Raw genomic sequence first — 22,118 nt, forward strand, 5'->3', positions numbered from 1 at the left:
TGCAGAGGTTCAGTTAAGCTGTACTTGTGTGAAATGTCTGACCGCCTACCGCCCCTCACCGCTCTGCGCGCCTTTGATGCCGCTGCCCGCCACATGTCTTTTGCCAAAGCGGCGGAAGAGCTGAACGTGACCCCCGCTGCACTGTCGTTTCAGATCAAGTCGCTGGAGGAGCATCTGGGCCAGCCGCTGTTCCGCCGCCTGAACCGCGCGGTGGAACTGACCGAGGCGGGCAAGGCTCTGGCCCCCGGAGCGGCGGAAGGGTTCGAGGCGCTGACCGCCGCCTGGCGTTCGGTGCGGCGGCTGCAGGACAACACCACGCTGACAATAACAGCCGGGCCGGGGCTGACGGCGAAATGGCTGGCGCCGCGGCTGTATGAATTTGCACGCGCCCATCCCGAGATCGACCTGCGGTTTTCGGCCACCCTGCGGATGCTGGACTTTGTCCGCGATGACGTCGATGTGGCGATCCGGTTCGGCTATGGCCCGGATGAAGGGTATTATGTGCTGCGGGTGCCGCCGGAATGGGTGACGCCGGTGATGTCTCCAGAGCTGGCAGAGCAGTACACCTCACCCGAAAGCCTGATGGAGGCGCCATTGATCTTTGACGAATCCATAGATTTTCTGGACCCGCCCTGCGATTGGCCCGCATGGTTCCGCACTCAAGGCATTGATTTCACACCGACGCATGGGTCGCATTTCTCGCAGGCTGACCATGCGATTGACGCCGCTGCCGCGGGGGCCGGCGTGGCCTTGGGGCGGCGTGGCATGGCGGTCACCGATCTGCACGCAGGCCGGCTGGTGGCCCCGTTCAAGACCGCAATTGAGACCAAGGCGCATTTCCGGTTTCTTTGCGCGCCCGGCACCGAGACGCGGCCGCAGATCGCAGCATTCCGGGACTGGTTTGTTGCCGAGATTGATAAAACCGCCTACGTCTCGGAGGCTTTTGAGATCATTCCTGTCGAGGACATCCCGCCGCCATGACCAAGACCCGCGCGACCGCCATCGGCTTTATCGCTGTGCTGCTATGGGCACTGCTGGCGGTGCTGACCGTGGGGTCCGAACCAACGCCACCGCTGCTGCTGAATGCGCTGTGTTTCACCATCGGCGGCACGCTGGGGATGATCTGGACCGCCGCCGCAGGCAAGCTCAAACACCTGCGCCATGTGCCGCTGCGGGTCTATATCTTCGGCACCCTGGGGCTGTTCGGCTACCACGCGCTGTACTTCTCGGCGCTGCGGCTTGCACCGGCAGCAGAGGCCGGGCTGATCGCCTATCTGTGGCCCCTGTTGATTGTGCTGTTTTCCGGTCTGTTGCCCGGTGAGAAGCTGAAAGCGGGGCATCTTGCCGGCGCGGCACTGGGGTTTGCCGGGGCGGCGGCCATTATCTCGGGAGGCGGTGAAGGGTTTCGGGCGCAGTATCTGCCCGGTTACGGCCTGGCGCTGCTTTGCGCGCTGACCTGGTCGGGCTATTCGGTACTGTCGCGGCTGGTGGGCAAGGCACCGACCAGCTCGGTTGCTGTTTTCTGCCTGGCCACCGCCGTGGCCTCGTGGGGGCTGCATTTCGCGCTGGAGGAGACGGTTTGGCCTGCGGGCACGCTGGGCTGGGTTTCAACCCTGCTGCTGGGCCTCGGGCCTGTGGGGCTGGCGTTTTATGTCTGGGACATTGGCGTCAAGCAGGGCGACATTCAGATGCTCGGCACCAGTTCTTATGCGGCGCCTTTGCTGTCGACGCTTGTCCTGGTGCTGGCGGGCATCGCGGCGGCTTCATGGGGGCTGGCACTGGCGGCGGCGCTGATTACCGGCGGGGCGCTGATTGCGGCACGGGCCAGTGCCCGCGGCTGACTTGAAATTTGACCATCAATGATGGCTGGCACAATGAATAGCAATCTCAGAAAATGAAAAGAGGGCCGCCGCACCGGGCAGGCCCTCCGAACCGTGTTGCCGGGATCGTCCCGGCGGGAACTCTTCAGACCAGTTCGGTCGTCAGGCGCTCAATCTCTTCTTTCAGCTTGAGCTTTTGCTTTTTCATTGACGCGATTTCCAGTCCGTCGGTACTGGGCGATCGTTGGGCCTGTTCCACTTCCATGCTCAGATGCTCGTGCTTCTTCTTAAGTTCGGTCAGATGCGAGCTAAGGCTCATGGCAACCCTCCTTCTTTGAGCTAGATGTGTTTGACACCAAGGAGTGGACCACAAGTTTTTACGTCTGTCACGCCGCAGCCGCAGTATTTTTGTCATGAAATTTTCATATCGGCCATGCGCCGCGCATTTTACCGCAGGCGGCGGCGCATTCCGGCAGAATATCGATTGCATCATGTTCGCAAGGGTTGAAACCTCAGCGCACTGCACCTAAGTTTGCGCCTCTCGGCGGTCCGGCTTATCCCGGCCAGGACAAAGCCGCCCCGTCGCGCAAAACAGCCCGGATTTGCGGCCGGTAGCTGTCTCCGTCCCGTTCGTGTTTGGCGCCCTCATGCAGAATCAGCGGCGCAAACAGCCGGAAATCCGCCCGGCCGCCTTTGCGCGCGCGCAGGATCACCAGTTCCGCGGCGCGGTCTGCGCGGGGCGCCAGCGGCAGCACTTCCATAGAGCCGAGGCAGCCGCTGCAGGCCGCCAACATATCCGGCAGCCGGTCCGCCCGCTGGATCATATGCAGATAACCTTTGGGTGCCAGACGGCGGGCAGCGGTTGTGATCCAGTCTGCCAGCGGCGTGCCCTCCCCCAGAGCGACCTGTCTGCCGGCATCGCGCGCCAAACTATGGGCACCCGGTTTGTAGTAGGGCGGATTGGCGATCACATGCTGGAACTGGCGCTGTTTCAGCACCTGCGGCAGCGCGGAAAGATCGGCCTCGAACACCTCTATAGCCTGACCATTCTCCACCGCGTTTCGCCGGGCCAGTTCCGCATAGGGCGGCTGCAGCTCAATCCCCGCCAAATGCAGATCCGGCACCCGCGCCGCAAGGCACAGCAAGGCCTGACCGGCACCGCACCCCAGCTCCAGCACCGCCTCCCCAGCCCGTGCAGGAACCGCTGCCGCCAGAAGAACCGGGTCAACCCCTGCGCGGTAGCCCTTAGCGGGCTGCCACAGCTGCACTCTGCCGCCAAGAACCCCGTTGCAGCTCAGCGCGTCTTCCGCAAATGCGTTCATTGGCCCAGCGGGATTTCATTGTCGCGCATCACCACCAGCGCATCCTCGTAGTCATCGGTTCGCACCATCAGGCGGCGCGGGAAAATTCCGATCCCGCCTTCCAGGATGCTCATATTTACGTCCATTTGAAAGCAGTCTATATCCTCACCCTCAAGAAGGGCGGAGGCAAAGGCCATGATCGTCGGATCGGTGCTGCGCAGAAGCTCTTTCATGAGATTGGATCTAAGGGCAAGGCCCCGGCCTTGTCGAGCCTTGCGAGCGGGAAAGTGATGGACCAAGTGATGACCAGGAAGCCGCATGAAATGCTGGCCGCCACGCTGAGCCAAGAGCTGGATGCTGTGAATGTGCTGATCCGGACCCGGATGGCATCGCAGCATGCGCCGCGCATACCCGAGGTGACGGCGCATCTGGTCGAGGCCGGCGGCAAGCGCCTGCGGCCGATGCTGACGCTGGCCGCAGCCCGGATGTGCGGCTACGAGGGCGATCATCACCTGAAGCTGGCGGCCACGGTGGAGTTCATCCACACCGCCACCCTGCTGCATGACGACGTGGTTGATGAAAGCGCCCAGCGGCGCGGGCGGCCCACCGCGAACCTGCTGTGGGACAACAAAAGCTCGGTTCTGGTGGGGGATTATCTGTTTGCCCGCAGCTTCCAGCTGATGGTGGAGACCGGCTCGTTGCGTGTGCTGGACATCCTGGCCAATGCCTCGGCAACCATTGCCGAGGGCGAGGTGCTGCAGATGACGGCGGCGTCGAACCTTAAGACAGGCGAGGATATTTATCTGCAAGTGGTGCGCGGCAAGACCGCGGCGCTGTTTTCGGCGGCAACCGAAGTCGGTGGGGTGATTGCCGGCGCATCGGAAGCGCAGGTGAAGGCGCTGTTTGACTATGGCGACGCGCTGGGGATTGCCTTTCAGATTGCTGATGACCTTTTGGACTATCAGGGCGACAGCAAGGCCACCGGCAAGAACGTCGGCGACGACTTCCGCGAACGCAAGCTGACCCTGCCGGTGATCAAGGCGGTGGCGCAGGCCACGGATGAAGAGCGCGCGTTCTGGACCCGCACCATCGAGAAGGGCAAGCAGCAGGACGGCGACCTGGAGCAGGCACTGGCGCTGATGGCAAAATACGGCACGTTGGAGGCCACCCGCGCGGATGCAAATACCTGGGCGGCGAAGGCGAGGGCAGCACTTGACGCCCTGCCCGATCACGAGATCCGTACCATGCTGCGCGATCTGGCCGACTATGTGGTTTCGCGGCTGAGCTGACCGGGTAAAGGGGGGGCTGCCCCCTCGGCCATTCCGCCCCCCCGGAGGTATTTAGGAGCAGAAAGAAGCGGCAGAGCGGCACCGCGCTGTGCGCCCGCGCGGCGCCGCGCCCAACGGCGGGCAAGCATCTTTGATGCGCCGCGCTGCAGGCGGGAGTGCCCGTACTCCGCCGCGCGCGGTGTTTCAGATCAAAGTGACCGCGCTGCACCACCAATCGGGATGTTCAGCCCCGATCTCATAGGCTGCCAAATGCGCGGCTTTCTTTGAGGGGTAAAGTGCAAAACAGGTGGCACCGGAGCCGGACATGCGGGCCAGCAACGCGTTGCGGGAGCTGCGCAGGTCCGAGAGCACCCGTTCGATTTCCGGCGCTACGCGGATGGCCGCCGCTTCCAGGTCATTGCGCTGTTCGCCAAGCCACGCGGCGCAGTCTGCGGCGGCGGCGAAAGCCGGAATGTCCTGCGGCATCGGCGGATTGCTGCGGGAGGCAAGTTCGCAAAACACCATCCCGGTCGGGACATGTGCCCCGGGATTAACCAGCAGCGCGTGCAGCTCTGGCAGGTCCACCGGCGTCACTTGTTCGCCGATCCCCTGCATCCGGGCCGCGCGGGCGGCCATGCAGACCGGCACATCGGCGCCAAGCGACAGCGGCAATTCATCGGGAAAGCCGCACCCCTGCCTGGAAAGTGCCCGCAGAACCGCAGCGGCGTCTGACGAACCGCCCCCAATGCCCGCGCCATGGGGCAGATGCTTGTTGAGGCTGATCCGGCCGGTCCAGCCTGCCCCTGCAGCGGCTTTCCAAACCAGGTTGCGCTGATCCGCAGGCACGCCGCCCTCAAACAGGCCGGAGACCTCCAGAGCCAGCTCAGGTCCGGGATCAAGCTGCAGCAGATCCCCGGTATCAGCAAAGACCACCAGCGAATCCAGCAAGTGATAGCCGTCGGCGCGGCGGCCGGTCACATGCAGTGTCAGGTTGATCTTGGCAGGTGCAAAGACCTCAGCCGCCATTGGCGACCTTCAGCGGCTGCGCGCCTTCCTCGGCGAGCACGGCGTCCAGGCCCACTTCCAGCTTGCGGCGGATGCGCTCGGGGTCGGCTTCGCCATCGGTGTCCTCCGGGTCGATGAAGGAAAGCGCCCGCTTCCACTGGAACTCTGCCTCGCGTGCGCGGCCTACAGCCCAGTAGACGTCGCCCAGGTGGTCGTTGACCACCGGGTCCACCGGCATCAGTTCCACCGCACGTTCCATATGGGCGACGGCATCGTCAAACCGGCCCATGCGGTAGAGCACCCAGCCCAGACTGTCGACGATGAAGCCGGAATCAGGGCGTGCCGCGACGGCGCGCTCGATCATGTCCAGCGCCTCGTCCAGCTTGCTGCTTTTTTCGACCAGCGAATAACCCAGGTAGTTCAGCACCTGCGGCCGGTTCGGGTCCAGCTCCAGCGAGGCGCGGAAATCGGCCTCGGCCTGGTCCCATTGATCCAGCCGTTCATGGCAGATTCCGCGGGCATAATAGAGGAACCAGCGAGTGCCAGAGTCTTCGGATGTGTTGGCCAGCGCCTTGTCATAGGCTCCGGCAGCACCCGCGTAGTCTTCCTGCTGGCGCAGCAGATCGCCAAGGCTGACATAAACACTGGGTTGCTCCGGAAAGTCCCGCGCCAGCTGTTCCAGAACTTCGATTGCTGCGTCCGGTTTGGCGGCGCGGCGCAAGGCTTCGGCGCGGCCCATTTCAGCGGCGTGATAATCGGGATGGCTGCTGGGCACCTGCTTGTAGGTCGCAACCGACAGCTCGTAGCGGCCAAGCTGGTCCAGAAGGCCTGCGCTGAGCAGGATGGCGTCAACATGATCGGGGCGCAGCGAGGCCGCCATGCGGGCATACATCAGCACATAGTCGTTGGCCGTATCGCCGTTCAGTGCCGCGCCGAGAGTATAAAACACCTCGGCGATGCCCTCCCGCGGGCCGGGAGCGATGGTATAGGCCAGGATCTTTCCGGCGGCGAGCTGTGCATCCATGGCTTCCAGCCCAGGATCCAGGCGGCTGCCAAAGGCCGCTTTCAGCGCCTCGCGAGCATCATCGTTGCGGCCCAGCTGCGACAGGATCTGCACCCGTGCAACTGCCGCCCTGCGGCTAAGGGTCGCCAGGCGCCCATCCTCTGCGGCAAACAGCGCCTCGGCGCCACCATAGTCGCCGGCCGATGCCAGCGCCAGCGCCCGGTGATAAAGCACGAAGGGCTGCAGGCTGCCGTCTTCTGCGAGCCGCTCAAATGTCTTAAGCGCGCTGGACACTGACCCAGTGCCGATATGCGCCCAGCCTTCCAGAAGTCCATCCACCAACGGGTGGATCGCTTCCTGTTCGGCGTCGCGGTCCAGAATTGCTTGGAAATCACCCTCTGCCGCATGGCCGCCCGCAATAATGATATTGGCAACCTGACTGCGGGCACCGGCCTGCAGCAGCCGTTCAGCAACCGGGACTGCCAGTTCGGCCTTACCCATGGCGAGCTGCGCGAAGACCACGTTTTCCATCAGAAGCGGGTTCTGCGGGTCGCGTGCCAGAGCCTGGGTATAATAGAGTGCTGCAGCGGCAAAATCGCTGTCATAGGTTGCGGCCCGTCCGGCGAGATATGAGCCGGCCAGCCCTTCCGCCTGCGCGGCAGGCACGGCGGCGGCCACCAGGGCCGCACTTGTCAGGGTGCGAAGAATGGATACGGGCACGCGGGACCCCCTTACGATTTACTGCTCTTTGCTCTTGTAAGAAAGCGTAGTGCGGTGCCCGTCAACACGCAATGGGGCGGCCCGAGGGCCGCCCCATAAATTCCGGCGAATCCGCGCCGAAAAGCTGATTTTCCGATCACATGTTCGGGTAGTTCGGTCCGTCGCCGCCCTGCGGCGTGGTCCAGGTGATGTTCTGGGACGGATCCTTGATGTCGCAGGTCTTGCAGTGGACGCAGTTCTGGAAGTTCACCACGAACTCCGGCTGGCCGTCTTTTTCGACCACCTCATACACACCCGCCGGGCAATAGCGCTGCGCCGGTTCCGCGAATTTCGGCAGGTTGACCGCAATCGGAGTGTCGGCGTTGCCAAGCTGCAGGTGGCAGGGCTGGCTTTCCTCGTGGTTGGTCATCGCAAAAGACACGTTGGTCAGGCGGTCGAAAGACAGCACGCCATCGGGTTTCGGGTAGTCGATGGGCTTGTGCTTGGAGGCTTCCTCGGTCGCCTCGGCGTCGTTCTTGCCGTGGCTCAGGGTGCCGAAAAAAGAGAAACCAAAGAGGTTGTTGGTCCACATGTCCAGGCCGCCAAAGGCCAGCGACGCGGTGAGGCCCCATTTGGACCACATCGGCTTCACGTTGCGAACCATCTTGAGGTCCTTGCCGATGGCGCCGTCGCGCACGTCGGCCTCATAGGCGGTCAGCTCGTCGCCCGAACGCTCAGCCTTGATCGCGTCATAGGCGGCTTCGGCTGCGGCCTTGCCGGACAGCATCGCGTTGTGGTTGCCCTTGATGCGCGGCACGTTGACCATGCCCGCAGAGCAGCCCAGCAGCGCCACGCCGGGTGCAACCAGTTTCGGCATCGACTGATAGCCGCCTTCGGTGATGGCACGGGCGCCATAGGCCACGCGCTTGCCGCCTTCCAGCAGCTGAGCCACCACCGGGTGGTGCTTGAAGCGCTGGAATTCCATGTAGGGGAACAGGTGCGGATTCTTGTAGTTCAGGTGCACCACAAAGCCCACGTAGACCTGATTGTTGTCCAGGTGGTAGATGAACGACCCGCCGCCCGCGTTGGAACCCAGCGGCCAGCCCATGGTGTGAGTGACGGTACCTTCCTTGTGCTTGGCCGGGTCGATCTCCCAGATCTCTTTCATGCCGACGCCGTACTTCTGAACGTCCTTGCCGGCCGCCAGATCGTATTTGTTGATCACTTCCTTGGCCAGCGAGCCGCGCACGCCTTCGGAGATGAAGACATATTTGCCGTGCAGTTCCATGCCCGGTTCATAAGACGGGCCGGGGGTGCCGTCGGGATTCTTACCGAACTCGCCCGCAACAACGCCCTTCACTTCGCCGTTTTCGCCATAGACCAGTTCCGAACAGGCCATGCCCGGAAAGATCTCAATGCCCATTTCCTCGGCCTGTTCCGCCATCCAGCGGCAGACGTTGCCCATCGAAACGATGTAGTTGCCGTGGTTGTTCATCAGCGGCGGCATCGGGAAGTTGGGGATGCGGACATGGCCGGCTTCGCCCAGCATCAGGAAGTTGTCTTCCTTGACTTCCACGTTCACCGGTGCGCCCTTTGCCTTCCAATCAGGGATCAGCGCGTTCAGGCCGCAGGGGTCCAAAACAGCGCCGGACAGGATATGCGCGCCCACTTCCGAGCCTTTTTCCAGGACCACGACCTCAAGGTCGGCGTCCAGCTGTTTCAGACGGATGGCCGCAGACAGGCCGGCAGGGCCGGCCCCGACGATCACTACGTCGTATTCCATCGCTTCGCGTTCAATCTCGGCCATTTTGCGGCGCTCCTTGGCTTTTGTTCGCTACCGGCCCCACAATGGTGCGTGGGCGCAATATTATTTCGCGGTTGCTTAGCGTTTGGCAGGCCTGCCGGTCAATCCAAACTCCGCGTCAAACACCTGTAAAACAGGCAACTGAGACAAAAAGTGCGTCCATTTTCGTCACTCAAGGATCATTTTCCGCCGCGGTCTCTGTCTCGGGCCGGTCTCCCATCAGATATCTGGGTCCCTGCCCCTTCTGTGAGGCCTGGTCTTGCGGGTTGTAAAGTTTGCAATTCGGAAGCGACAGACAGCCGCAGCCTATACAGCCGTCCAGATTGTCGCGCAGTCGCACCAAAGTTTCGATTCGCTGGTCCAAATGGCTGCGGAAGCTTTCCGAGATGCAGGCCCAGTCGTCCTTGGTGGGGGTGCGGCTGCCCGGCAGGCTTTTCAGGAACCCGCGGATCTCCGGCAAGGAAAAGCCGAACTGCTGGGCAATCATGATGAAACTCATCCTCCGGATGTCAGCGCGGTGGAACCGCCGCTGCCCGCCTGCATTGCGCCAGGGTTCCACCAGGCCCTGCGCCTCGTAATAGCGGATGGCGGACACGGCGAGCCCGGTGCGGTCGGCCAGATAGCCGATGGAGATACCGGCGGATGAAGGCATGGCATAACTCCCTGAAGAAAATCCTTGAGCTAAAGTTAGGTTTAGGAATTACGGTGAGTCGTATCAACAGGTTTGCTTGAGCGAAAAGGAGATTTCCAATGAGCGCAGTTCTGGAACACGCAAACGTCACCGTGGCCGACCCCAATGCCACAGCAAAATGGATGAAAGAAGTTTTCGGCTGGCATGTGCGCTGGGAGGGAGAAGCCAAGAATGGCGGCTACACCGTGCATACCGGCGGCGAGACCAGCTATCTTGCGCTTTACACGCCGCGCACACCCGCGGGCAAAGCGCCGGAGAGCTATGGCATCGTTGGCGGGCTGAACCATCTGGCCGTGATCGTCGAGGATCTGGACGCAACCGAAGCCGCGGTGAAGGCCGCAGGTTTCACACCGATGAACCACGGCGACTATGAGCCGGGCCGCCGGTTTTACTTTCATGACGAGAACGGCATCGAATACGAGGCGGTGCAATATGATTGATATTCTATGCCAAGCGGGGCTGCCGAGGCTGCCCCTGCGCGGCATTTTTTCGCGCAATTCTGTGGAAAACTCCGCCAATCCGCCTGCTTAGGCGGAATTGCATGCCGGTAAGCCCTGCGCGCACTTGAAATCGGGTGCAGGATTGGGTCAGGTAATTGTCAACCGGACCGGAGGCCCCGCGGCTCATGCTGCGGGGCTGCGGTTTTCATACTGACAAGAAAAACCATAATAGCGACCTGGACCAATCTGATGGAAAAGATCCCGATGACCCCTGCGGGTCACGCCGCGCTGGAAAGCGAACTGAAGAACCTGAAATCCGTCGAACGCCCGGCGATCATTCAGGCAATTGCCGAAGCCCGCGAGCTAGGCGATCTGTCGGAGAACGCCGAGTACCATTCGGCGCGTGAAAAGCAGTCCTTTATCGAGGGCCGTGTAAAGGAGCTGGAAGGCCTCCTGTCGCTGGCTGATGTGATCAATCCGGCCAAATTGTCCGGCGCGATCAAGTTCGGTGCCAAAGTGACCGTGGTGGACGAGGACACCGACGAAGAAAAGACCTGGCAGATCGTTGGCGAACACGAGGCCAACATCGAGGCAGGCTTGTTGAACATCAAATCGCCGATTGCCCGTGCCTTGATCGGCAAGGACGAAGGCGACAGTGTGGAAGTGCGCACTCCCGGCGGTGAGCGTGCTTATGAGATCCTCAAGATCGTCTATTCCTGATCCGCAAAACAGAACGAGTGTTCATGACAGGCTCCAGCAGCAGTCCCGGATCCAATCCGAACCCCGCCGGCAACCGCCCGCTGCGGCGCCTTGACGGACCTTCGGGCAATGGGCTGGGCGGTGCCGAGCTGGCGGCCATTGCCTTGGGCGCTCTGTGGCTTCTGGCGGCGGTCGGGCTCTTTGTCTTTGCGCCGCCGGATTCCGGGCTGTCGCAATGGGCCGACTTGATCACCGGCGTTCTGGCTCTGGTGCTGCCGCTGGCGATGCTGTGGGTTGCGGCCTCTGCCGCGCGCTCGGCCCGGGTGATGCGCGAGGAAAGCGAGCAGCTGCAGGCGGCGATTGACGGGCTGCGCCAGACCTATCTCTCTCAGGCCCAGCAGCATGCCGCAGTGGCCGAGCCGTCGATGGCCAAGCGGCTGGAAGAAATCGCCGAGGCCACCCGCAAGACAGAAACGGCTCTGGCCACCTTCCACACCAGCCGCCGCAATCCGGTGCGCCCGGCAATCCCTGCTGAAGCGGCCGAACTGGCGGCTGCCGAGCAAGGATCGCTGGCTTTGGGAACCGAGGCCGAGGCTGCCGCGCCGCCGCTGCCCGCAGAACATTTCATCCGGGCGCTGAACTTCCCGGAAACGGCGGAGGATCAGGACGGTTTCGCCGCCCTGCGCGCCGCCCTGCAGGACCGCAAGGCTGCCCAGGTGATCCAGGCTGCACAGGATGTGCTGACCCTGCTCAGCCAGGACGGCATATATATGGACGATCTGCGCCCTGATATGGCCCGCCCTGAGATCTGGCGCCAGTTTGCCCAAGGTACGCGCGGCCGGGCTGTGGCCCCCCTTGGCGGCGTGCGCGACCGCACCTCGCTGGCGCTGACAGCGGCACGGATGAAGCAGGATCCGATTTTCCGCGATGCCGCGCACCATTTCCTGCGCCGCTTTGATCAGATGTTCGCGGAGTTTGAGGCTGAAGCGACCGACGGCGAGATTTCCGCCCTCGGCAACACCCGCACCGCCCGCGCCTTCATGCTGCTGGGCCGGGTGGCCGGAACCTTCGATTGAGGGGGCGGCCCATCGGGCTGCTGCCTGCGGCGCGAGTATTTTCTCAAAGGTGAAAAGTCAGCGCCTCCGCGCCGCGCTTCTGCGCGGCGCCAAACCCAACGGCGGGCAAGCATCTGCGATGCGCCGGGCCGCGGGCGGGAGCGCCCCGTTCACATGGCGAAGCTGCTGTAAGGAATGAAGCGCACGGGATCACCGGGATTGACCTCTGCGGCGCCGTCGCCGAGCTCCACCAGCCCTTCGGCCCAGCTCAGGCTGCTTATGCGGCCGGAGCCTTCGGATTTGAACACCTCCGCGCGGCCGTCCCGTACACGTGCCCGCAGGAATTCGCGGCGGCCCGGCTTCTTGCGTTTTTGAAAGGCGGCAGGCACGGTGAACCCCTGCGGCTCCTGCCAGCCTGCGCCTGCCATAAGGCCCATCGCGGGTCGGGCAAAGATCAGCGTGCAGACCAGTGCAGCCACCGGGTTGCCCGGCAACCCGAAGACCGGTGTGCCCTGCCACATGCCCAGCGCCAGCGGGCGGCCTGGCTTCAGCGCAATGCGCCATTCCTGCATCGCTCCCGCCTCGCGTAGCAGTGCCGACATGTGGTCCTCGTCCCCGGCCGAGGCACCGCCCGAGGTCAGGATAACATCAGCCTGTTTGGCGGCGCCGTCCAGATGCGCCCGCAAGACCTCGCGGTCATCCGCGGCCTTGCCCAGATCAAACGGTACAAATCCCAGTTGGCGGATCAGCGCCAGCAGCATCGGTCGATTGGCATCAAAAATCTGCCCCTTACCTGCGGGTTCTCCTGCCTCGACCAGCTCATCACCGGTGGAGAGCACACCGACCCGCAACGGCAGCCGCACAGTGAGTTCCGCCAGCCCGGTAGCGGAGGCCAGCGCCAGATCGGCGGGTGTTATGACCCGGCCTGCGGGCAGGATGCCGTCTCCCGCGCAAACATCCTCACCAGCCTTGCGGGTATTTACCCCCTGTTTCAGCGGGCCGTTGAAGGCGATACGGGCGCCGTCGGTGTTCACGTCCTCCTCGAGGATCACCGTATCCACGCCGTCCGGCAACGCGGCGCCGGTCAATACGCGGATGGCGCTGCCTGCGGGCACAATGCTTTCATATGGGACACCGGCGGCAGCCCGGCCCTGCACCAGCGGCAGCACATGCGGGCCTACCGCCCTGCCGCCGGCGAAGCCGTAGCCATCCACCGCCGTATTGGGCAGCGGCGGGTTGGAGCGTTTGGCCACGGCATGGTCTGCCAGCACCCGTCCCAAAGCGGCTGACAGCGGCACGGTTTCGGCACTGGTGACCGGCCCCAGCCTGCCCCGCAGCAATGCCAGCGCGTCATCGACCGGGGTCCAGTCCACGCCCGCAGGCAAGGCAAAGCAATCGTTGCTGAGCGGCGGCGGTGTCAGCCCATCCAGCTCATTGGCCGCCAGCGCGTTCAAGCGGTCTTCGTATCCGGTGCCCAATATCCAAGCTTCCTCTTGTGCGTCTTCAGGTACAGCAGCCAGCATTCCGGCGAGCTCCTCTGCCGGCAGCCGGCTGAGCGCTTGCGACAACAGCCGCATCTGCACCCGGTCGCGGATTTCTTCCCGGCCGGCAACAGCCATCGCAGCCTTTACGGCGGGTTCGATCAACCCTGGCCAAATTTCCGCGAACACAATTTGCGCGTTCGCAATGTTCTCGAAGGGCCAGACAGCCGCCCCGTGCCGGAGCCGGAGCCGCTGCAGAACCGGCAGCCCCATGAGGGTCTGGCTGCCAACTGTCGGGTTGAAAAACAGCTGGAAACAGGACGAGGCCGCCTTGGCCGCCAAATCCGCGCTGCGCCGTTCCGCCACTTCCTTATAGACTATGCCAACTTTGCGGTAGGGAATATCTGGCCAGCGCGCCTCATCCGGCTTACCCCAGAACGGACCAGAGCCGGCAAACAGCCGGTTCATTTCGGAGGCGACTTCAAACCGGTTGTTCGTTCCGTCTTCAGAGTCTGAGATCCGCTCATCCAGCCACTGCCAAAGGGCAAAGGGGTCATCCGATCCGGTAATCCGGCGCACAAATCCGCGCGGATAGCCGAAAGGAAAGTCAAACGCTGCCAGAATCCGCCGCCCCGCGGCCTGCTCCTCATCGAGGAAGCTGCTGATCCAAGCCTCTGCCTCCTGCCGGCTGCGGCAATAAATTTGCCTTTCCGCAGTTCCGCCGCGTGCCACCCCCAGCCAAATCGCGTCTTTGCTGGGGCGCCGGGGCTTGCGCTTGGCGGCGGACCAGTCGATGGCGAGAAAGGTATCAAAGCCGGTCAAAGCCCCAATTCCGACTGGATGAAATCCGCGATCTTTGCTGTACCGTTCAGATCGAACACCGGACGGTCCAGGTGCAGCGGCACGTCGCTGGCTACGGCCCGGATGGTCTGGTCATCCGGCGCAATCAGCGGCTGGCCTGCGGCGGTTCTGTAAGCCTCGATCTTGGGGTGGGTTTCGCGCTTGAACCCCTCGACCAGGATTAAATCCACAGGACGCAAGCGCGACAGCAGTTCCGTGAACGAAGGCTCCCCTGCCCCGCGCAGTTCCTGCATAATCGCAACGCGATTGGGTGAGGCCAGCACGACTTCGGAGGCACCCGCTTGCCGGTGGCGGTAGCTGTCGGTGCCGGGCTGGTCGACGTCCGTTGCGTGATGGGCATGTTTCAGGGTCGAGACCGTCAGCCCGCGCGTGCAGAACTCGGCGACCAACCGCTCCATCAGCCCGGTCTTGCCGTTGTTCTTCCAGCCGGTGACGCCGTAGATCTTCATTTCAGCAGCGCCTCGGCCTTTGCCAGATCCTCTGGGGTGTTGATGTTGAAGAACGGGTCAAAGGGATCGGCCTCGAACAGCGCCTCGCGGCCGCCATGCTGGTCGGTCCACATGACCACCTTGCGCAAGCCCCCCTGTAGTGCCGCGCGCAGGTCGCCGCGCAGGGCGACGGGCCAGAGGCCGAAGGCCGGATGCCGGTTGATGCGCTTGCCGCCGCCGGACTTCAGCGCTTCCTCGCCGGTGCGCGGCGTAGTGGCGAGGACCAGCGGCTGCGCCATGCCCTCGGATGCGGCAGTCAGGCGGGCGACCAGATCCTGCGGGAAGAAGGGCGTATCGGCGGCGGCTGTGACGATGGAGTCCGCGCCCTGCTCTGCCGCCCAGTCGAGGCCCGCCAGGACACCTGCCAGAGGGCCGGCAAAGCCCGCGATCGAGTCGGCAATAACCGGCAAGCCCAGATCGGTAAATCGCACCGGATCGCCATTGGCGTTGAGCGCCAGGCCAGAGACCTGCGGCGACAGACGGTCCACCACGCGGGACAGCAGGCTCTGGCCGCCGACCTGCAGCCGCCCCTTGTCGCCGCCGCCCATCCGGGTGGCGAGGCCGCCTGCGAGGATTACGCCGAGAGGTTTGGTCATTTAGCAGCAACCCATTCTTCTATTCTCTTTCGAAAGTCGTCTGAGGACATACCTTCCGGCAAAGCATCGTCAGGGATCGGTAAAAAGCCGGGCCCATAGATGACTCCCGTTCCGCCATCGAGTTCAATAGCACCATCAACGCCGAGCCACGACAATCGGTATTGCTCAATGTCGTTGCAGTAACTTATCCCCTCAGAACTGAAGGTTGTGTGCGTTGTACCGCGCTTGACTTCGATTTCTGCTGCACGCTTAGATATTTGGCGTTCCGTCCAAAAGATGAGCGCCCACAAAGCCACTCCGACAAAGAACATACCCGCAAAAAATCCAAGGGCTGCAAAATGAGCTTTGGTCTCGGCTTGCACAGCCTGAACAAAAACGACCAACAGTACGAACACCACGATCCAGTACGCGATATTTCCGATAGTTCTAAGGTATTTGAGGGATCGATTTGATTTCGTGAAATAGGCCGCTCTTTGCCCCACTGCTGAGCTATAGAGTTCTTGAGACACTCGATAGCTCAAGGTGATTTCTGCCTTCACCTATCCGCTCCCTTTCTTCGCAGCCTGTTATCCTCAACCGGCACGCTAGCCGGATCAACGTCACGCACCAGCCGCTCCTCGCCCGACAGGCAGATGAACCGCTGGCCGCGCATCCGGCCGATGAGGGTGAGGCCAACCTCGCGGGCGATCTCCACGCCCCAGGCGGTGAAGCCCGAGCGCGACGCCAGCACCGGGATGCCCATCATCGCGGTCTTGATCACCATCTCGGAGGTCAGCCGCCCGGTGGTGTAAAGGATCTTGTCCGCGGCCCCGGCTTGCTCCGACAGCATCCAGCCGGCGATCTTGTCCACCGCGTTGTGGCGACCGACGTCCTCCATATAGACCAGCGGACGGTCCTGCCGGCACAGAACAGTCCCGTGGATGGCGCCGGCCTCAAGGTACAAGGAAGGTGTGCGGTTGATCTTATGCGCCAGCGTGTAGAGCCAGGAGGTCTTCACTTGCACCTCAGGCAGGCGCACGTCCTCCAGCCCCTCCATCATGTCGCCAAAGACGGTGCCCACGGCGCAGCCTGAGGTGCGGGTCTTTTTCTTCAGCTTTTCTTCATGGCTCGTTTCCACTGCAGTGCGGACCACCACGGTTTCCAGATCCTCGTCATATTCGACGCGGGTGACCTCATCCCCGTCCTGCAGCATCCGCTGATTGCGCAGGAATCCTAGCGCCAGGTATTCCGGGTAATCGCCGATCGTCATTGCGGTGACGATTTCCTGGGAATTCAGGAAGATGGTCAGCGGGCGCTCCTCGACCACTGAGATGTCGCTGGCTTCGCCATTCTGATCAACACCGGTGACAGCGCGGGTCAGCCGCGGGTCTGCGACACCGGGGGCAATCAGATATTCTGACGTGATATCCATACTCACCAATTGCATTCCTTCTGCCACCGCCGTAGGCCGGTTGCACGCAATCTAGGACGTGCAGATGGCAATCACCACCACCAAATCGGCCTTCTGGAAGGGGTTTCGCGACAGCGCGCCGTTTCTGTTCATGGCCTCGCCCTTTGGTTTCCTGTTCGGGGTGCTTGCGGCGGAGGCCGGGCTGATTGTGCCGGAGGCCTTTGCCTTCTCATTGACGGTCTTTGCAGGCGCCGCCCAGTTCACCGCGCTGCAGCTGATGCAGGAGAACGCACCGCTGATCATCATCCTGATTTCGGCGCTGGCTGTGAACCTGCGGATGGCGATGTATTCGGCCTCGCTGACACCGTACTTGGGTGATGCGCCGATGTGGCAGCGGGCGATTGCCGCCTATTTCATCGTCGATCAGTCCTATGCGCTGTCGGTCGTGCAGTTCGAACAAGAGCCGGAGATGCCGCTGGCGCATCGGGTGGCCTACTTCTTTGGCACCAACGGCCTGATCACCCCGGCTTGGGTCATTGCCACCGCGCTGGGGGCGCTGGTTGGCACCCGTATCCCGGAGAGCTGGGGCGTGGACTTCGTGCTGCCGCTTGCGTTTCTGGCAATGATCGGACCGATGCTGCGCACGCCTGCGCATGTGGCGGCCTGTTTCGTGGCGGTGGCTGCATCGCTGCCGGCCGCCGCCCTGCCTTATAATCTGGGGCTGATCGTAGCCGGGATTGCGGGCATGATCGCAGGTGCGCAAGCGGAACTGTGGCTGGAGCGGCAGAATATCAAAACAGAGGGCACGAAATGAGCGGTACACCCAGCCCCATCTTGTGGATCGTGATCCTGGGGCTTGCCCTGGGCAGCTATGCCCTGCGGTTTGCCTTCATCGGCTTTATGGGTGGCAAGCCGATTGCACCCTGGCTGATGCGGCATCTGCGCTACACGGCGGTGGCGATCATCCCGGCGCTGGTTGCGCCGCTGGTGGTCTGGCCCGCGCCAACGGGCGGCGACCCCAGCGCAATGCATTTTGCAGCCGCTGCCGCGACTTTTGCCGTCGGCTATCTGACACGGAATGTGCTTCTGGGCCTGGGCACCGGCGGGCTGTCGCTGCTGCTGTTGTACCTCGCCGCCTGACGCTCGCCCGACGCTTTCGGCTTGTTCCCGGGCGGAAGGGTTACTCAGCAGCGTTCAGCGCGGCGTCGCTCTTGGTGATGCCCGCCTGCAGATCGGCGCTGTCATTTTCGTAGTAGCGTTCCGTCACCACCCCCGGCAGCTGGCCGAACTGGGCGGACAGTTTTTCCGGGTAGAAGGTGCGGTCCAGGTTTTCGAAGCCGGGGATCTGCTGAAGGATGCCGATAGTGGCCTGCGCGCAGTAGGCCCCCGGCACGCGGCCGTTGGTCACTGCCAGCTGATAGGCTTTCTGAGCCTGCTCCGGCGTCACCTCAACCCGCTGCACCACCACATGGAAGGTGCTGCGCGCATGAGCGCCCCGGTAAGCTTTCTCGACTGCCGGGGTGATGCCGAAAAGGACGTCGTTCCGCTCCGGCACGACCGATGCGTAAAACGAGCCTGCGGGATCGAAGATCACCCGTTCCGACGCGTTGATCATCAGCGACGCGTGCCCGCCCCGCCCGGTGCGATTGTTGATCATCGTGTAGAGGGTGAGCGTCGCGGGGCCGGGTTGGCGGTAGGCCACCTTGGCCAGGGTTTCGGCATCCGCATTGGGCTGCTGCGGCGCCGCGCAGCCCGCAAGCGCGAGCAGAACCGCGCCAAGGCACAGCAGATTACGCAAGGCGCGTGCTCCTTGGACCGGAAATCAGGTGGCGAAAACCGCCAGGAACAGCGCGAAGACGATCAGGGCAATGCAGGAGCGGGTAATAAAGGTCAGAAAGCCGGTATAGACTTTTTCCTGAACCGCGGTGTCCATGGTGCCGTGCTGATGTTCAGCCATGTGAGTTATTCCTCAATTCACGTGCATTTTCTTAGTGATTACTGGATTTGCAATCCTCTGTCACCACGTCAATCGCGCGCATCTGTCAGAAATACGCGGTGTGTTCCTCAGCATCGCCAGCAAACCAGGCCCCCGTCCGGGCCGGCACCGGAGCTGAACCGAATCGCCCGGCGCCCAGTCCGGAACTTATTCCTGCTCCAGATCTGAAGCGAGCCGGAAGCCGATCCGGTTGGCCGGGGCTTCTTCCTGCGCCTTGGGCACCGCCCGCAGCATCACGTTGAGCTGGCTGACATGCTGCACCAGCTGGGTGCGGGCGCCGGGGCCTTCGCTGCCATAAAAGGTGATGATGTCGGGATCGTAATAGCCCATTCCTTCGATCCTTAGCACCCCTGCATTGCCGCCGGCAAAGCCCATCGCAACCTCGTGTTCGGCGTCCAGCTGTTGTTCGAAATTCTGGATATAAAGAATCAGCCGCTCATACGCCCAGCGCGCCGGGCTCTTGGCCGCATCCTGCTTTTGCAACTTTTCCGGAACCTTGCGCAGGCCTGCACAGGCCTCGGGATCGGCATGAACCTCATGCACGCAGGGCAGAACCGCTGCCTCTGCCGCCTCGGCGCTGGTCGAAATCTCGTCGCTCATGGTGTCTCCCCTCTTGCGGGGCGCGTCACCCCTTGCGCTGATAGAGCCAAGCGCCGTCATCGCGTTTCCAGCGGTCGACCTGGCCGGTGTGGTACAGATGATTTACATGAGCCACCGCCTCGACCAGCGCAAGCCCGTACTCGCCTTCGCCGATTGTGCGCTTGAACAGCGGTGCAAAGCAATCGGCGGCAGTCTGCGGCACGCAAAGGTGATCCATCAGCCGCTCCAGCGCGCCGTGGTGGTTGCCAATCAGCTGCTGCATCCGCAACGGCAGCCGGGTGAACGGCAGCTTGTGCCCGCCCAAGGCCAGATGATCGGGCCGCGCCAGTTTCGACAGGCGTTCGCAGGCCTCCAGCCATTCGCCCAAAGGATCCGCCATCGGCTCAGTCGCGTAAACGCCGATGTTGGGGCTGATGGTTGACAGGATCTGATCGCCGGTGATCACCAGATTGTCATCGCGGCTCCAGAAGGTCGCGTGCTCAGGCGCGTGGCCGTTGCCGATGTGCATATCCCAGTCGCGCCCGCCCATGCGGATCGCATCCCCCTGTTTGATGCGGGTGAAGCCCAGCGGCATCGGGTGCACCGTGTCGGCAAAATTAAAGGGCCGGTCGCTGGCGCGTTTTTCATAAAACGCCTTGTCCATACCCGCACTGCGGTAATAGGCCAGTGTTTCCTCAGGCCAGGCCTCCTGCACGTCCAGGGTCAGCATCCGGGCAAACAGCCAGGCGGTGCGGGTGGTGACCAGCTCGGCGCCGTGTTCGCTCTGAAACCAGCCGGCCAGGCCGATGTGGTCCGGGTGGTGATGGGTGCCGACAACGCGTGTCACCGGTTTGCCCTTCAAAGGTCCCGCCATCAGGCTTTCCCAGATCGCGCGGCTTTTACGGGTGTTGAACCCGGTATCGATCACCGTCCAGCCGTCACCGTCATCCAGCGCATAGACATTGACGTGGTCGAGCTTCATCGGCAGCGGCTGGCGCATCCAAAGGACGCCTTCTGCCACTTCAATGGCTTCGCCCTGTGCGGGCGGTTCTTCCCACGGGGTGCGGGGCGAGACGTCGGGGATATCAGTCACAGATCAACCTGCCAGTTCTTCGAGGCTGAGGGCAAAGGTGCCCGCAGCGCCAGCCTGTGCATGGGCCAGCAGGCTGGCATGTTCGGGCAGCATCCGGGTGATATAGAACCGCGCCAGTTTTTCGCGCGGACCGCCCTGGTCCGCCATTGCCGCGGCCAGATGGTAGTGCCCGCCCAGCACCCGGGCAAAGGCCCGCAAATACGGCACCGAACCGGCAAAGCGGTCCTGCATATCCTGTTGGGATACCAGCCATTCGGTGGCCTCCCGCAGGCTCTCGCAGGCCTGCCAGACGGATTCAGCCATGTTCGGATGGGTGGCGCGGGCACGTTCGGCCTGCTCCTCAATCTCGTCAATCAGGCCAAAGGCCATCTCGCCGCCATCCATCATCTTGCGCGCGACCAAGTCCATCGACTGGATGCCGTTGGTACCCTCGTAGATCGCGGTCACCCGCACGTCGCGGCAGTACTGCGCGGCGCCGGATTCCTCGATAAAGCCCATGCCGCCGTGCACCTGCACCCCGGTCTCAGACACCCGGATGCCGGTGTCAGTGCCAAAGGCCTTGGCAATTGGTGTCAGAAAGGCCGCGCGCTCCGCCCAGCCGCTGTCGCCAGTGGCAGTCTGCATATCGATCGCCTGCGCACAGGCCAAAAGGATCGCGCGGGAGGCAAACAGATCCGCCTTCATCTCCATCAGCATCCGGCGCACATCGGCGTGGTCGGCAATGAAGCCGCTGGCGGTGCGGCCCTGCTTGCGCTCCAGCGCATAAGCCAGCGCGTGCTGATAGGCGCCTTCGCCCGCACCAACACCCTGCCCGCCCACGCCAAGCCGGGCGTTGTTCATCATGGTGAACATCGCCGCCATGCCGCCATGCTCCTCGCCGACCAGCCAGCCAGTGGCGCCGTCATATTGCATCACGCAGGTGGGGGAGCCGTGCAGGCCCATTTTGTGTTCCAGGCTGACGACCTTGAGGCCATTCGCTTTGCCCGGATTGCCATCTGCATCTGGCAAGAGCTTCGGCACCAGAAACAAAGAAATCCCTTTGGTCCCCGGCACCCCGTCCGGCAACCGCGCCAGCACCAAGTGGCAGATATTGCCGCAGAAATCATTGTCGCCCCAGGAAATGAAGATCTTCTGGCCGCTGACCGCATAGGTGCCATCGCCATTCGGTACTGCCTTGGAGCTGAGCGCGCCTACATCCGAACCGGCCTGCGGCTCTGTCAGGTTCATGGTGCCGGACCACTCGCCCGAAATCAGCTTGGGCAGGTACAGGTCCTTGATCGCATCCGAAGCATGATGCTCCAGCGCCTCGATCTGGCCCTGGCTCATCAGCGGCGCTAGCTGCAGCGACAGGCAGGCGCCCGCCATCATCTCGTTCACCGCGGTGGCGACGGTCAGCGGCAACCCCATGCCGCCATGGTCCTCCGGCGCGCTCATGCCGATCCAGCCGCCCTCTGCGATAGCCCTGAACCCATCGCCAAAACCGGGCGAGGTCCGCAGCACGCCGTTTTCCAGATAGGCGGGGGTCAGATCGCCGTTCCGCTGCAAAGGGGCCATCACCTCGCCGCACATCTTGCCTGCCTCGTTAAGGATGGCGCTCACCACATCCGATGTGGCCTCGGCAAAGCGGCCTGTGGCCGGGATGGCATCATAGCCGACAACATGGTTCAACAGAAACTCATACTCGGAAACGGGGGCACGGAAGGTCATGGGCGTCCTCTGGCGGTCTTTTAAGGGGCGTCCTGGCACGGGTAGCCTTGGCTTCCCGGCACGGGCCTATTATGGTCGTTGGCTTGACCGATTACCTAATCGGACGCTCATTTCAATCAACCAAAACGCCGCGTCACCCGGA

At 62.9% G+C, this 22,118-nt stretch carries 25 protein-coding genes; 8 read left to right on the plus strand and 17 right to left on the minus strand.

The annotated features are described in order from the left end of the window. Nucleotides 1-33 precede the first annotated feature (33 nt). Both AQUI_RS0104425 and yddG read left to right on the plus strand, forming a co-directional pair. Nucleotides 34-981 carry a transcriptional regulator GcvA gene (locus AQUI_RS0104425; RefSeq protein WP_027256430.1) on the plus strand — a complete coding sequence of 316 codons (948 nt, stop codon included), beginning with the start codon at nt 34-36 and terminating at the stop codon, nt 979-981. Continuing rightward, nucleotides 978-1,841, plus strand: coding sequence for an aromatic amino acid exporter YddG (gene yddG / locus AQUI_RS0104430; RefSeq protein ID WP_027256431.1), 864 nt, complete (start codon nt 978-980; stop codon nt 1,839-1,841). The genes AQUI_RS0104425 and yddG overlap by 4 nt, the downstream gene beginning before the upstream one ends. Before the next feature lie 124 nt (nt 1,842-1,965). Here the strand turns inward: yddG and AQUI_RS29705 are convergent, their stop codons facing one another. The 3 genes from AQUI_RS29705 to AQUI_RS0104445 form a co-directional block, all read right to left on the minus strand. Next, nucleotides 1,966-2,139, minus strand: coding sequence for a YdcH family protein (locus tag AQUI_RS29705; RefSeq protein WP_024088941.1), 174 nt, complete (start codon nt 2,137-2,139; stop codon nt 1,966-1,968). A gap of 235 nt (nt 2,140-2,374) precedes the next feature. Beyond that, nucleotides 2,375-3,142, minus strand: coding sequence for a tRNA1(Val) (adenine(37)-N6)-methyltransferase (locus AQUI_RS0104440; RefSeq protein WP_027256432.1), 768 nt, complete (start codon nt 3,140-3,142; stop codon nt 2,375-2,377). Further along, nucleotides 3,139-3,354, minus strand: a complete 216-nt coding sequence (locus tag AQUI_RS0104445; RefSeq protein ID WP_027256433.1) for a putative signal transducing protein — start codon at nt 3,352-3,354, stop codon at nt 3,139-3,141. The genes AQUI_RS0104440 and AQUI_RS0104445 overlap by 4 nt, the downstream gene beginning before the upstream one ends. A 57-nt stretch (nt 3,355-3,411) precedes the next feature. On the opposite strand from AQUI_RS0104445, the gene AQUI_RS0104450 reads away from it, so the two are divergent. Then, complete coding sequence (locus AQUI_RS0104450; protein ID WP_027256434.1) at nt 3,412-4,410, plus strand: polyprenyl synthetase family protein; 999 nt, start codon at nt 3,412-3,414, stop codon at nt 4,408-4,410. Between the two features lie 183 nt (nt 4,411-4,593). Here AQUI_RS0104450 and AQUI_RS0104455 read toward each other — a convergent pair whose 3' ends face one another. From AQUI_RS0104455 to soxR, 4 genes are all read right to left on the minus strand, one after another. Then, complete coding sequence (locus tag AQUI_RS0104455) at nt 4,594-5,415, minus strand: 4-(cytidine 5'-diphospho)-2-C-methyl-D-erythritol kinase (protein WP_027256435.1); 822 nt, start codon at nt 5,413-5,415, stop codon at nt 4,594-4,596. Further along, nucleotides 5,405-7,117, minus strand: coding sequence for a tetratricopeptide repeat protein (locus AQUI_RS0104460; RefSeq protein ID WP_027256436.1), 1,713 nt, complete (start codon nt 7,115-7,117; stop codon nt 5,405-5,407). Before AQUI_RS0104460 ends, AQUI_RS0104455 begins: the two co-directional genes overlap by 11 nt. A 136-nt stretch (nt 7,118-7,253) precedes the next feature. Further along, the gene (locus tag AQUI_RS0104465) at nt 7,254-8,903 is read right to left on the minus strand and encodes an electron transfer flavoprotein-ubiquinone oxidoreductase (RefSeq protein WP_027256437.1); all 1,650 of its coding nucleotides are present in this window, start codon (nt 8,901-8,903) and stop codon (nt 7,254-7,256) included. Between the two features lie 169 nt (nt 8,904-9,072). Beyond that, on the minus strand, nt 9,073-9,552 hold the full coding sequence (gene soxR / locus AQUI_RS0104470) for a redox-sensitive transcriptional activator SoxR (RefSeq protein ID WP_027256438.1): 480 nt from the start codon (nt 9,550-9,552) through the stop codon (nt 9,073-9,075). Between the two features lie 98 nt (nt 9,553-9,650). On the opposite strand from soxR, the gene AQUI_RS0104475 reads away from it, so the two are divergent. The 3 genes from AQUI_RS0104475 to AQUI_RS0104485 all read left to right on the plus strand — a co-directional run bounded on the left by AQUI_RS0104475 (nt 9,651) and on the right by AQUI_RS0104485 (nt 11,806). Beyond that, entirely contained in the window at nt 9,651-10,031 is a 381-nt protein-coding gene (locus AQUI_RS0104475; protein ID WP_027256439.1) for a VOC family protein, read from the plus strand. A 249-nt stretch (nt 10,032-10,280) separates the two neighbouring features. Next, on the plus strand, nt 10,281-10,751 hold the full coding sequence (gene greA, locus AQUI_RS0104480) for a transcription elongation factor GreA (RefSeq protein ID WP_027256440.1): 471 nt from the start codon (nt 10,281-10,283) through the stop codon (nt 10,749-10,751). Nucleotides 10,752-10,774: 23 nt separating this feature from the next. Continuing rightward, nucleotides 10,775-11,806 carry a hypothetical protein gene (locus tag AQUI_RS0104485; RefSeq protein WP_027256441.1) on the plus strand — a complete coding sequence of 344 codons (1,032 nt, stop codon included), beginning with the start codon at nt 10,775-10,777 and terminating at the stop codon, nt 11,804-11,806. A 149-nt stretch (nt 11,807-11,955) separates the two neighbouring features. Here the strand turns inward: AQUI_RS0104485 and AQUI_RS0104490 are convergent, their stop codons facing one another. Genes AQUI_RS0104490 through AQUI_RS0104510 form a run of 5 tightly spaced genes read right to left on the minus strand, consistent with a single transcriptional unit; the run spans nt 11,956 to nt 16,622 of the window. Beyond that, nucleotides 11,956-14,088, minus strand: a complete 2,133-nt coding sequence (locus AQUI_RS0104490; RefSeq protein ID WP_027256442.1) for a molybdenum cofactor synthesis domain-containing protein — start codon at nt 14,086-14,088, stop codon at nt 11,956-11,958. After that, nucleotides 14,085-14,576, minus strand: coding sequence for a molybdopterin-guanine dinucleotide biosynthesis protein B (gene mobB / locus AQUI_RS0104495; protein WP_027256443.1), 492 nt, complete (start codon nt 14,574-14,576; stop codon nt 14,085-14,087). Before mobB ends, AQUI_RS0104490 begins: the two co-directional genes overlap by 4 nt. Beyond that, nucleotides 14,573-15,211: a molybdenum cofactor guanylyltransferase MobA gene (mobA, locus tag AQUI_RS0104500; RefSeq protein ID WP_027256444.1), complete on the minus strand. Its 639-nt coding sequence runs from the start codon at nt 15,209-15,211 to the stop codon at nt 14,573-14,575. Before mobA ends, mobB begins: the two co-directional genes overlap by 4 nt. Beyond that, nucleotides 15,208-15,750, minus strand: coding sequence for a hypothetical protein (locus AQUI_RS0104505; RefSeq protein ID WP_027256445.1), 543 nt, complete (start codon nt 15,748-15,750; stop codon nt 15,208-15,210). The genes mobA and AQUI_RS0104505 overlap by 4 nt, the downstream gene beginning before the upstream one ends. After that, entirely contained in the window at nt 15,747-16,622 is an 876-nt protein-coding gene (locus AQUI_RS0104510) for a formate dehydrogenase accessory sulfurtransferase FdhD (RefSeq protein ID WP_245596971.1), read from the minus strand. Before AQUI_RS0104510 ends, AQUI_RS0104505 begins: the two co-directional genes overlap by 4 nt. A 64-nt stretch (nt 16,623-16,686) precedes the next feature. Here AQUI_RS0104510 and AQUI_RS0104515 point away from each other — a divergent pair, with 64 nt between their 5' ends. Together AQUI_RS0104515 and AQUI_RS0104520 are read left to right on the plus strand one after the other, a co-directional pair. Then, nucleotides 16,687-17,415 carry an AzlC family ABC transporter permease gene (locus AQUI_RS0104515; RefSeq protein WP_027256447.1) on the plus strand — a complete coding sequence of 243 codons (729 nt, stop codon included), beginning with the start codon at nt 16,687-16,689 and terminating at the stop codon, nt 17,413-17,415. Beyond that, the gene (locus AQUI_RS0104520; protein WP_027256448.1) at nt 17,412-17,741 is read left to right on the plus strand and encodes an AzlD domain-containing protein; all 330 of its coding nucleotides are present in this window, start codon (nt 17,412-17,414) and stop codon (nt 17,739-17,741) included. Before AQUI_RS0104515 ends, AQUI_RS0104520 begins: the two co-directional genes overlap by 4 nt. 40 nt (nt 17,742-17,781) lie before the next feature. On the opposite strand, the gene AQUI_RS0104525 is transcribed toward AQUI_RS0104520, so the two are convergent. From AQUI_RS0104525 to AQUI_RS0104545, 5 genes are all read right to left on the minus strand, one after another. Next, on the minus strand, nt 17,782-18,399 hold the full coding sequence (locus tag AQUI_RS0104525) for a hypothetical protein (RefSeq protein ID WP_027256449.1): 618 nt from the start codon (nt 18,397-18,399) through the stop codon (nt 17,782-17,784). Nucleotides 18,400-18,423: 24 nt separating this feature from the next. Beyond that, a complete protein-coding gene (locus AQUI_RS0104530; RefSeq protein ID WP_027256450.1) occupies nt 18,424-18,558 on the minus strand; it encodes an aa3-type cytochrome c oxidase subunit IV in 135 nt (44 codons plus the stop codon). A 186-nt stretch (nt 18,559-18,744) separates the two neighbouring features. Then, on the minus strand, nt 18,745-19,197 hold the full coding sequence (locus AQUI_RS0104535; protein ID WP_027256451.1) for a DUF6173 family protein: 453 nt from the start codon (nt 19,195-19,197) through the stop codon (nt 18,745-18,747). 25 nt (nt 19,198-19,222) lie between these two features. Beyond that, nucleotides 19,223-20,269, minus strand: a complete 1,047-nt coding sequence (locus AQUI_RS0104540) for an MBL fold metallo-hydrolase (protein ID WP_027256452.1) — start codon at nt 20,267-20,269, stop codon at nt 19,223-19,225. A 3-nt stretch (nt 20,270-20,272) separates the two neighbouring features. After that, nucleotides 20,273-21,976 carry an acyl-CoA dehydrogenase gene (locus AQUI_RS0104545; protein ID WP_027256453.1) on the minus strand — a complete coding sequence of 568 codons (1,704 nt, stop codon included), beginning with the start codon at nt 21,974-21,976 and terminating at the stop codon, nt 20,273-20,275. Nucleotides 21,977-22,118: the final 142 nt, after the last annotated feature.

The organism is Leisingera aquimarina DSM 24565 (assembly GCF_000473165.1).
GTDB classification, from domain to species: Bacteria; Pseudomonadota; Alphaproteobacteria; order Rhodobacterales; family Rhodobacteraceae; genus Leisingera; species Leisingera aquimarina.

What these genes read in the sequence shown, in the direction of transcription:
- AQUI_RS0104425 (WP_027256430.1), top strand. Translation starts at nt 34, where the DNA reads ATGTCTGACCGCCTACCGCCCCTCACCGCTCTGCGCGCCTTTGATGCC.
- yddG (WP_027256431.1), top strand. Translation starts at nt 978, where the DNA reads ATGACCAAGACCCGCGCGACCGCCATCGGCTTTATCGCTGTGCTGCTA.
- AQUI_RS29705 (WP_024088941.1), bottom strand. Translation starts at nt 2,139, where the DNA reads ATGAGCCTTAGCTCGCATCTGACCGAACTTAAGAAGAAGCACGAGCAT.
- AQUI_RS0104440 (WP_027256432.1), bottom strand. Translation starts at nt 3,142, where the DNA reads ATGAACGCATTTGCGGAAGACGCGCTGAGCTGCAACGGGGTTCTTGGC.
- AQUI_RS0104445 (WP_027256433.1), bottom strand. Translation starts at nt 3,354, where the DNA reads ATGAAAGAGCTTCTGCGCAGCACCGATCCGACGATCATGGCCTTTGCC.
- AQUI_RS0104450 (WP_027256434.1), top strand. Translation starts at nt 3,412, where the DNA reads ATGGACCAAGTGATGACCAGGAAGCCGCATGAAATGCTGGCCGCCACG.
- AQUI_RS0104455 (WP_027256435.1), bottom strand. Translation starts at nt 5,415, where the DNA reads ATGGCGGCTGAGGTCTTTGCACCTGCCAAGATCAACCTGACACTGCAT.
- AQUI_RS0104465 (WP_027256437.1), bottom strand. Translation starts at nt 8,903, where the DNA reads ATGGCCGAGATTGAACGCGAAGCGATGGAATACGACGTAGTGATCGTC.
- soxR (WP_027256438.1), bottom strand. Translation starts at nt 9,552, where the DNA reads ATGCCTTCATCCGCCGGTATCTCCATCGGCTATCTGGCCGACCGCACC.
- AQUI_RS0104475 (WP_027256439.1), top strand. Translation starts at nt 9,651, where the DNA reads ATGAGCGCAGTTCTGGAACACGCAAACGTCACCGTGGCCGACCCCAAT.
- greA (WP_027256440.1), top strand. Translation starts at nt 10,281, where the DNA reads ATGGAAAAGATCCCGATGACCCCTGCGGGTCACGCCGCGCTGGAAAGC.
- AQUI_RS0104485 (WP_027256441.1), top strand. Translation starts at nt 10,775, where the DNA reads ATGACAGGCTCCAGCAGCAGTCCCGGATCCAATCCGAACCCCGCCGGC.
- mobB (WP_027256443.1), bottom strand. Translation starts at nt 14,576, where the DNA reads ATGAAGATCTACGGCGTCACCGGCTGGAAGAACAACGGCAAGACCGGG.
- mobA (WP_027256444.1), bottom strand. Translation starts at nt 15,211, where the DNA reads ATGACCAAACCTCTCGGCGTAATCCTCGCAGGCGGCCTCGCCACCCGG.
- AQUI_RS0104510 (WP_245596971.1), bottom strand. Translation starts at nt 16,622, where the DNA reads ATGGATATCACGTCAGAATATCTGATTGCCCCCGGTGTCGCAGACCCG.
- AQUI_RS0104515 (WP_027256447.1), top strand. Translation starts at nt 16,687, where the DNA reads ATGGCAATCACCACCACCAAATCGGCCTTCTGGAAGGGGTTTCGCGAC.
- AQUI_RS0104520 (WP_027256448.1), top strand. Translation starts at nt 17,412, where the DNA reads ATGAGCGGTACACCCAGCCCCATCTTGTGGATCGTGATCCTGGGGCTT.
- AQUI_RS0104530 (WP_027256450.1), bottom strand. Translation starts at nt 18,558, where the DNA reads ATGGCTGAACATCAGCACGGCACCATGGACACCGCGGTTCAGGAAAAA.
- AQUI_RS0104535 (WP_027256451.1), bottom strand. Translation starts at nt 19,197, where the DNA reads ATGAGCGACGAGATTTCGACCAGCGCCGAGGCGGCAGAGGCAGCGGTT.
- AQUI_RS0104545 (WP_027256453.1), bottom strand. Translation starts at nt 21,976, where the DNA reads ATGACCTTCCGTGCCCCCGTTTCCGAGTATGAGTTTCTGTTGAACCAT.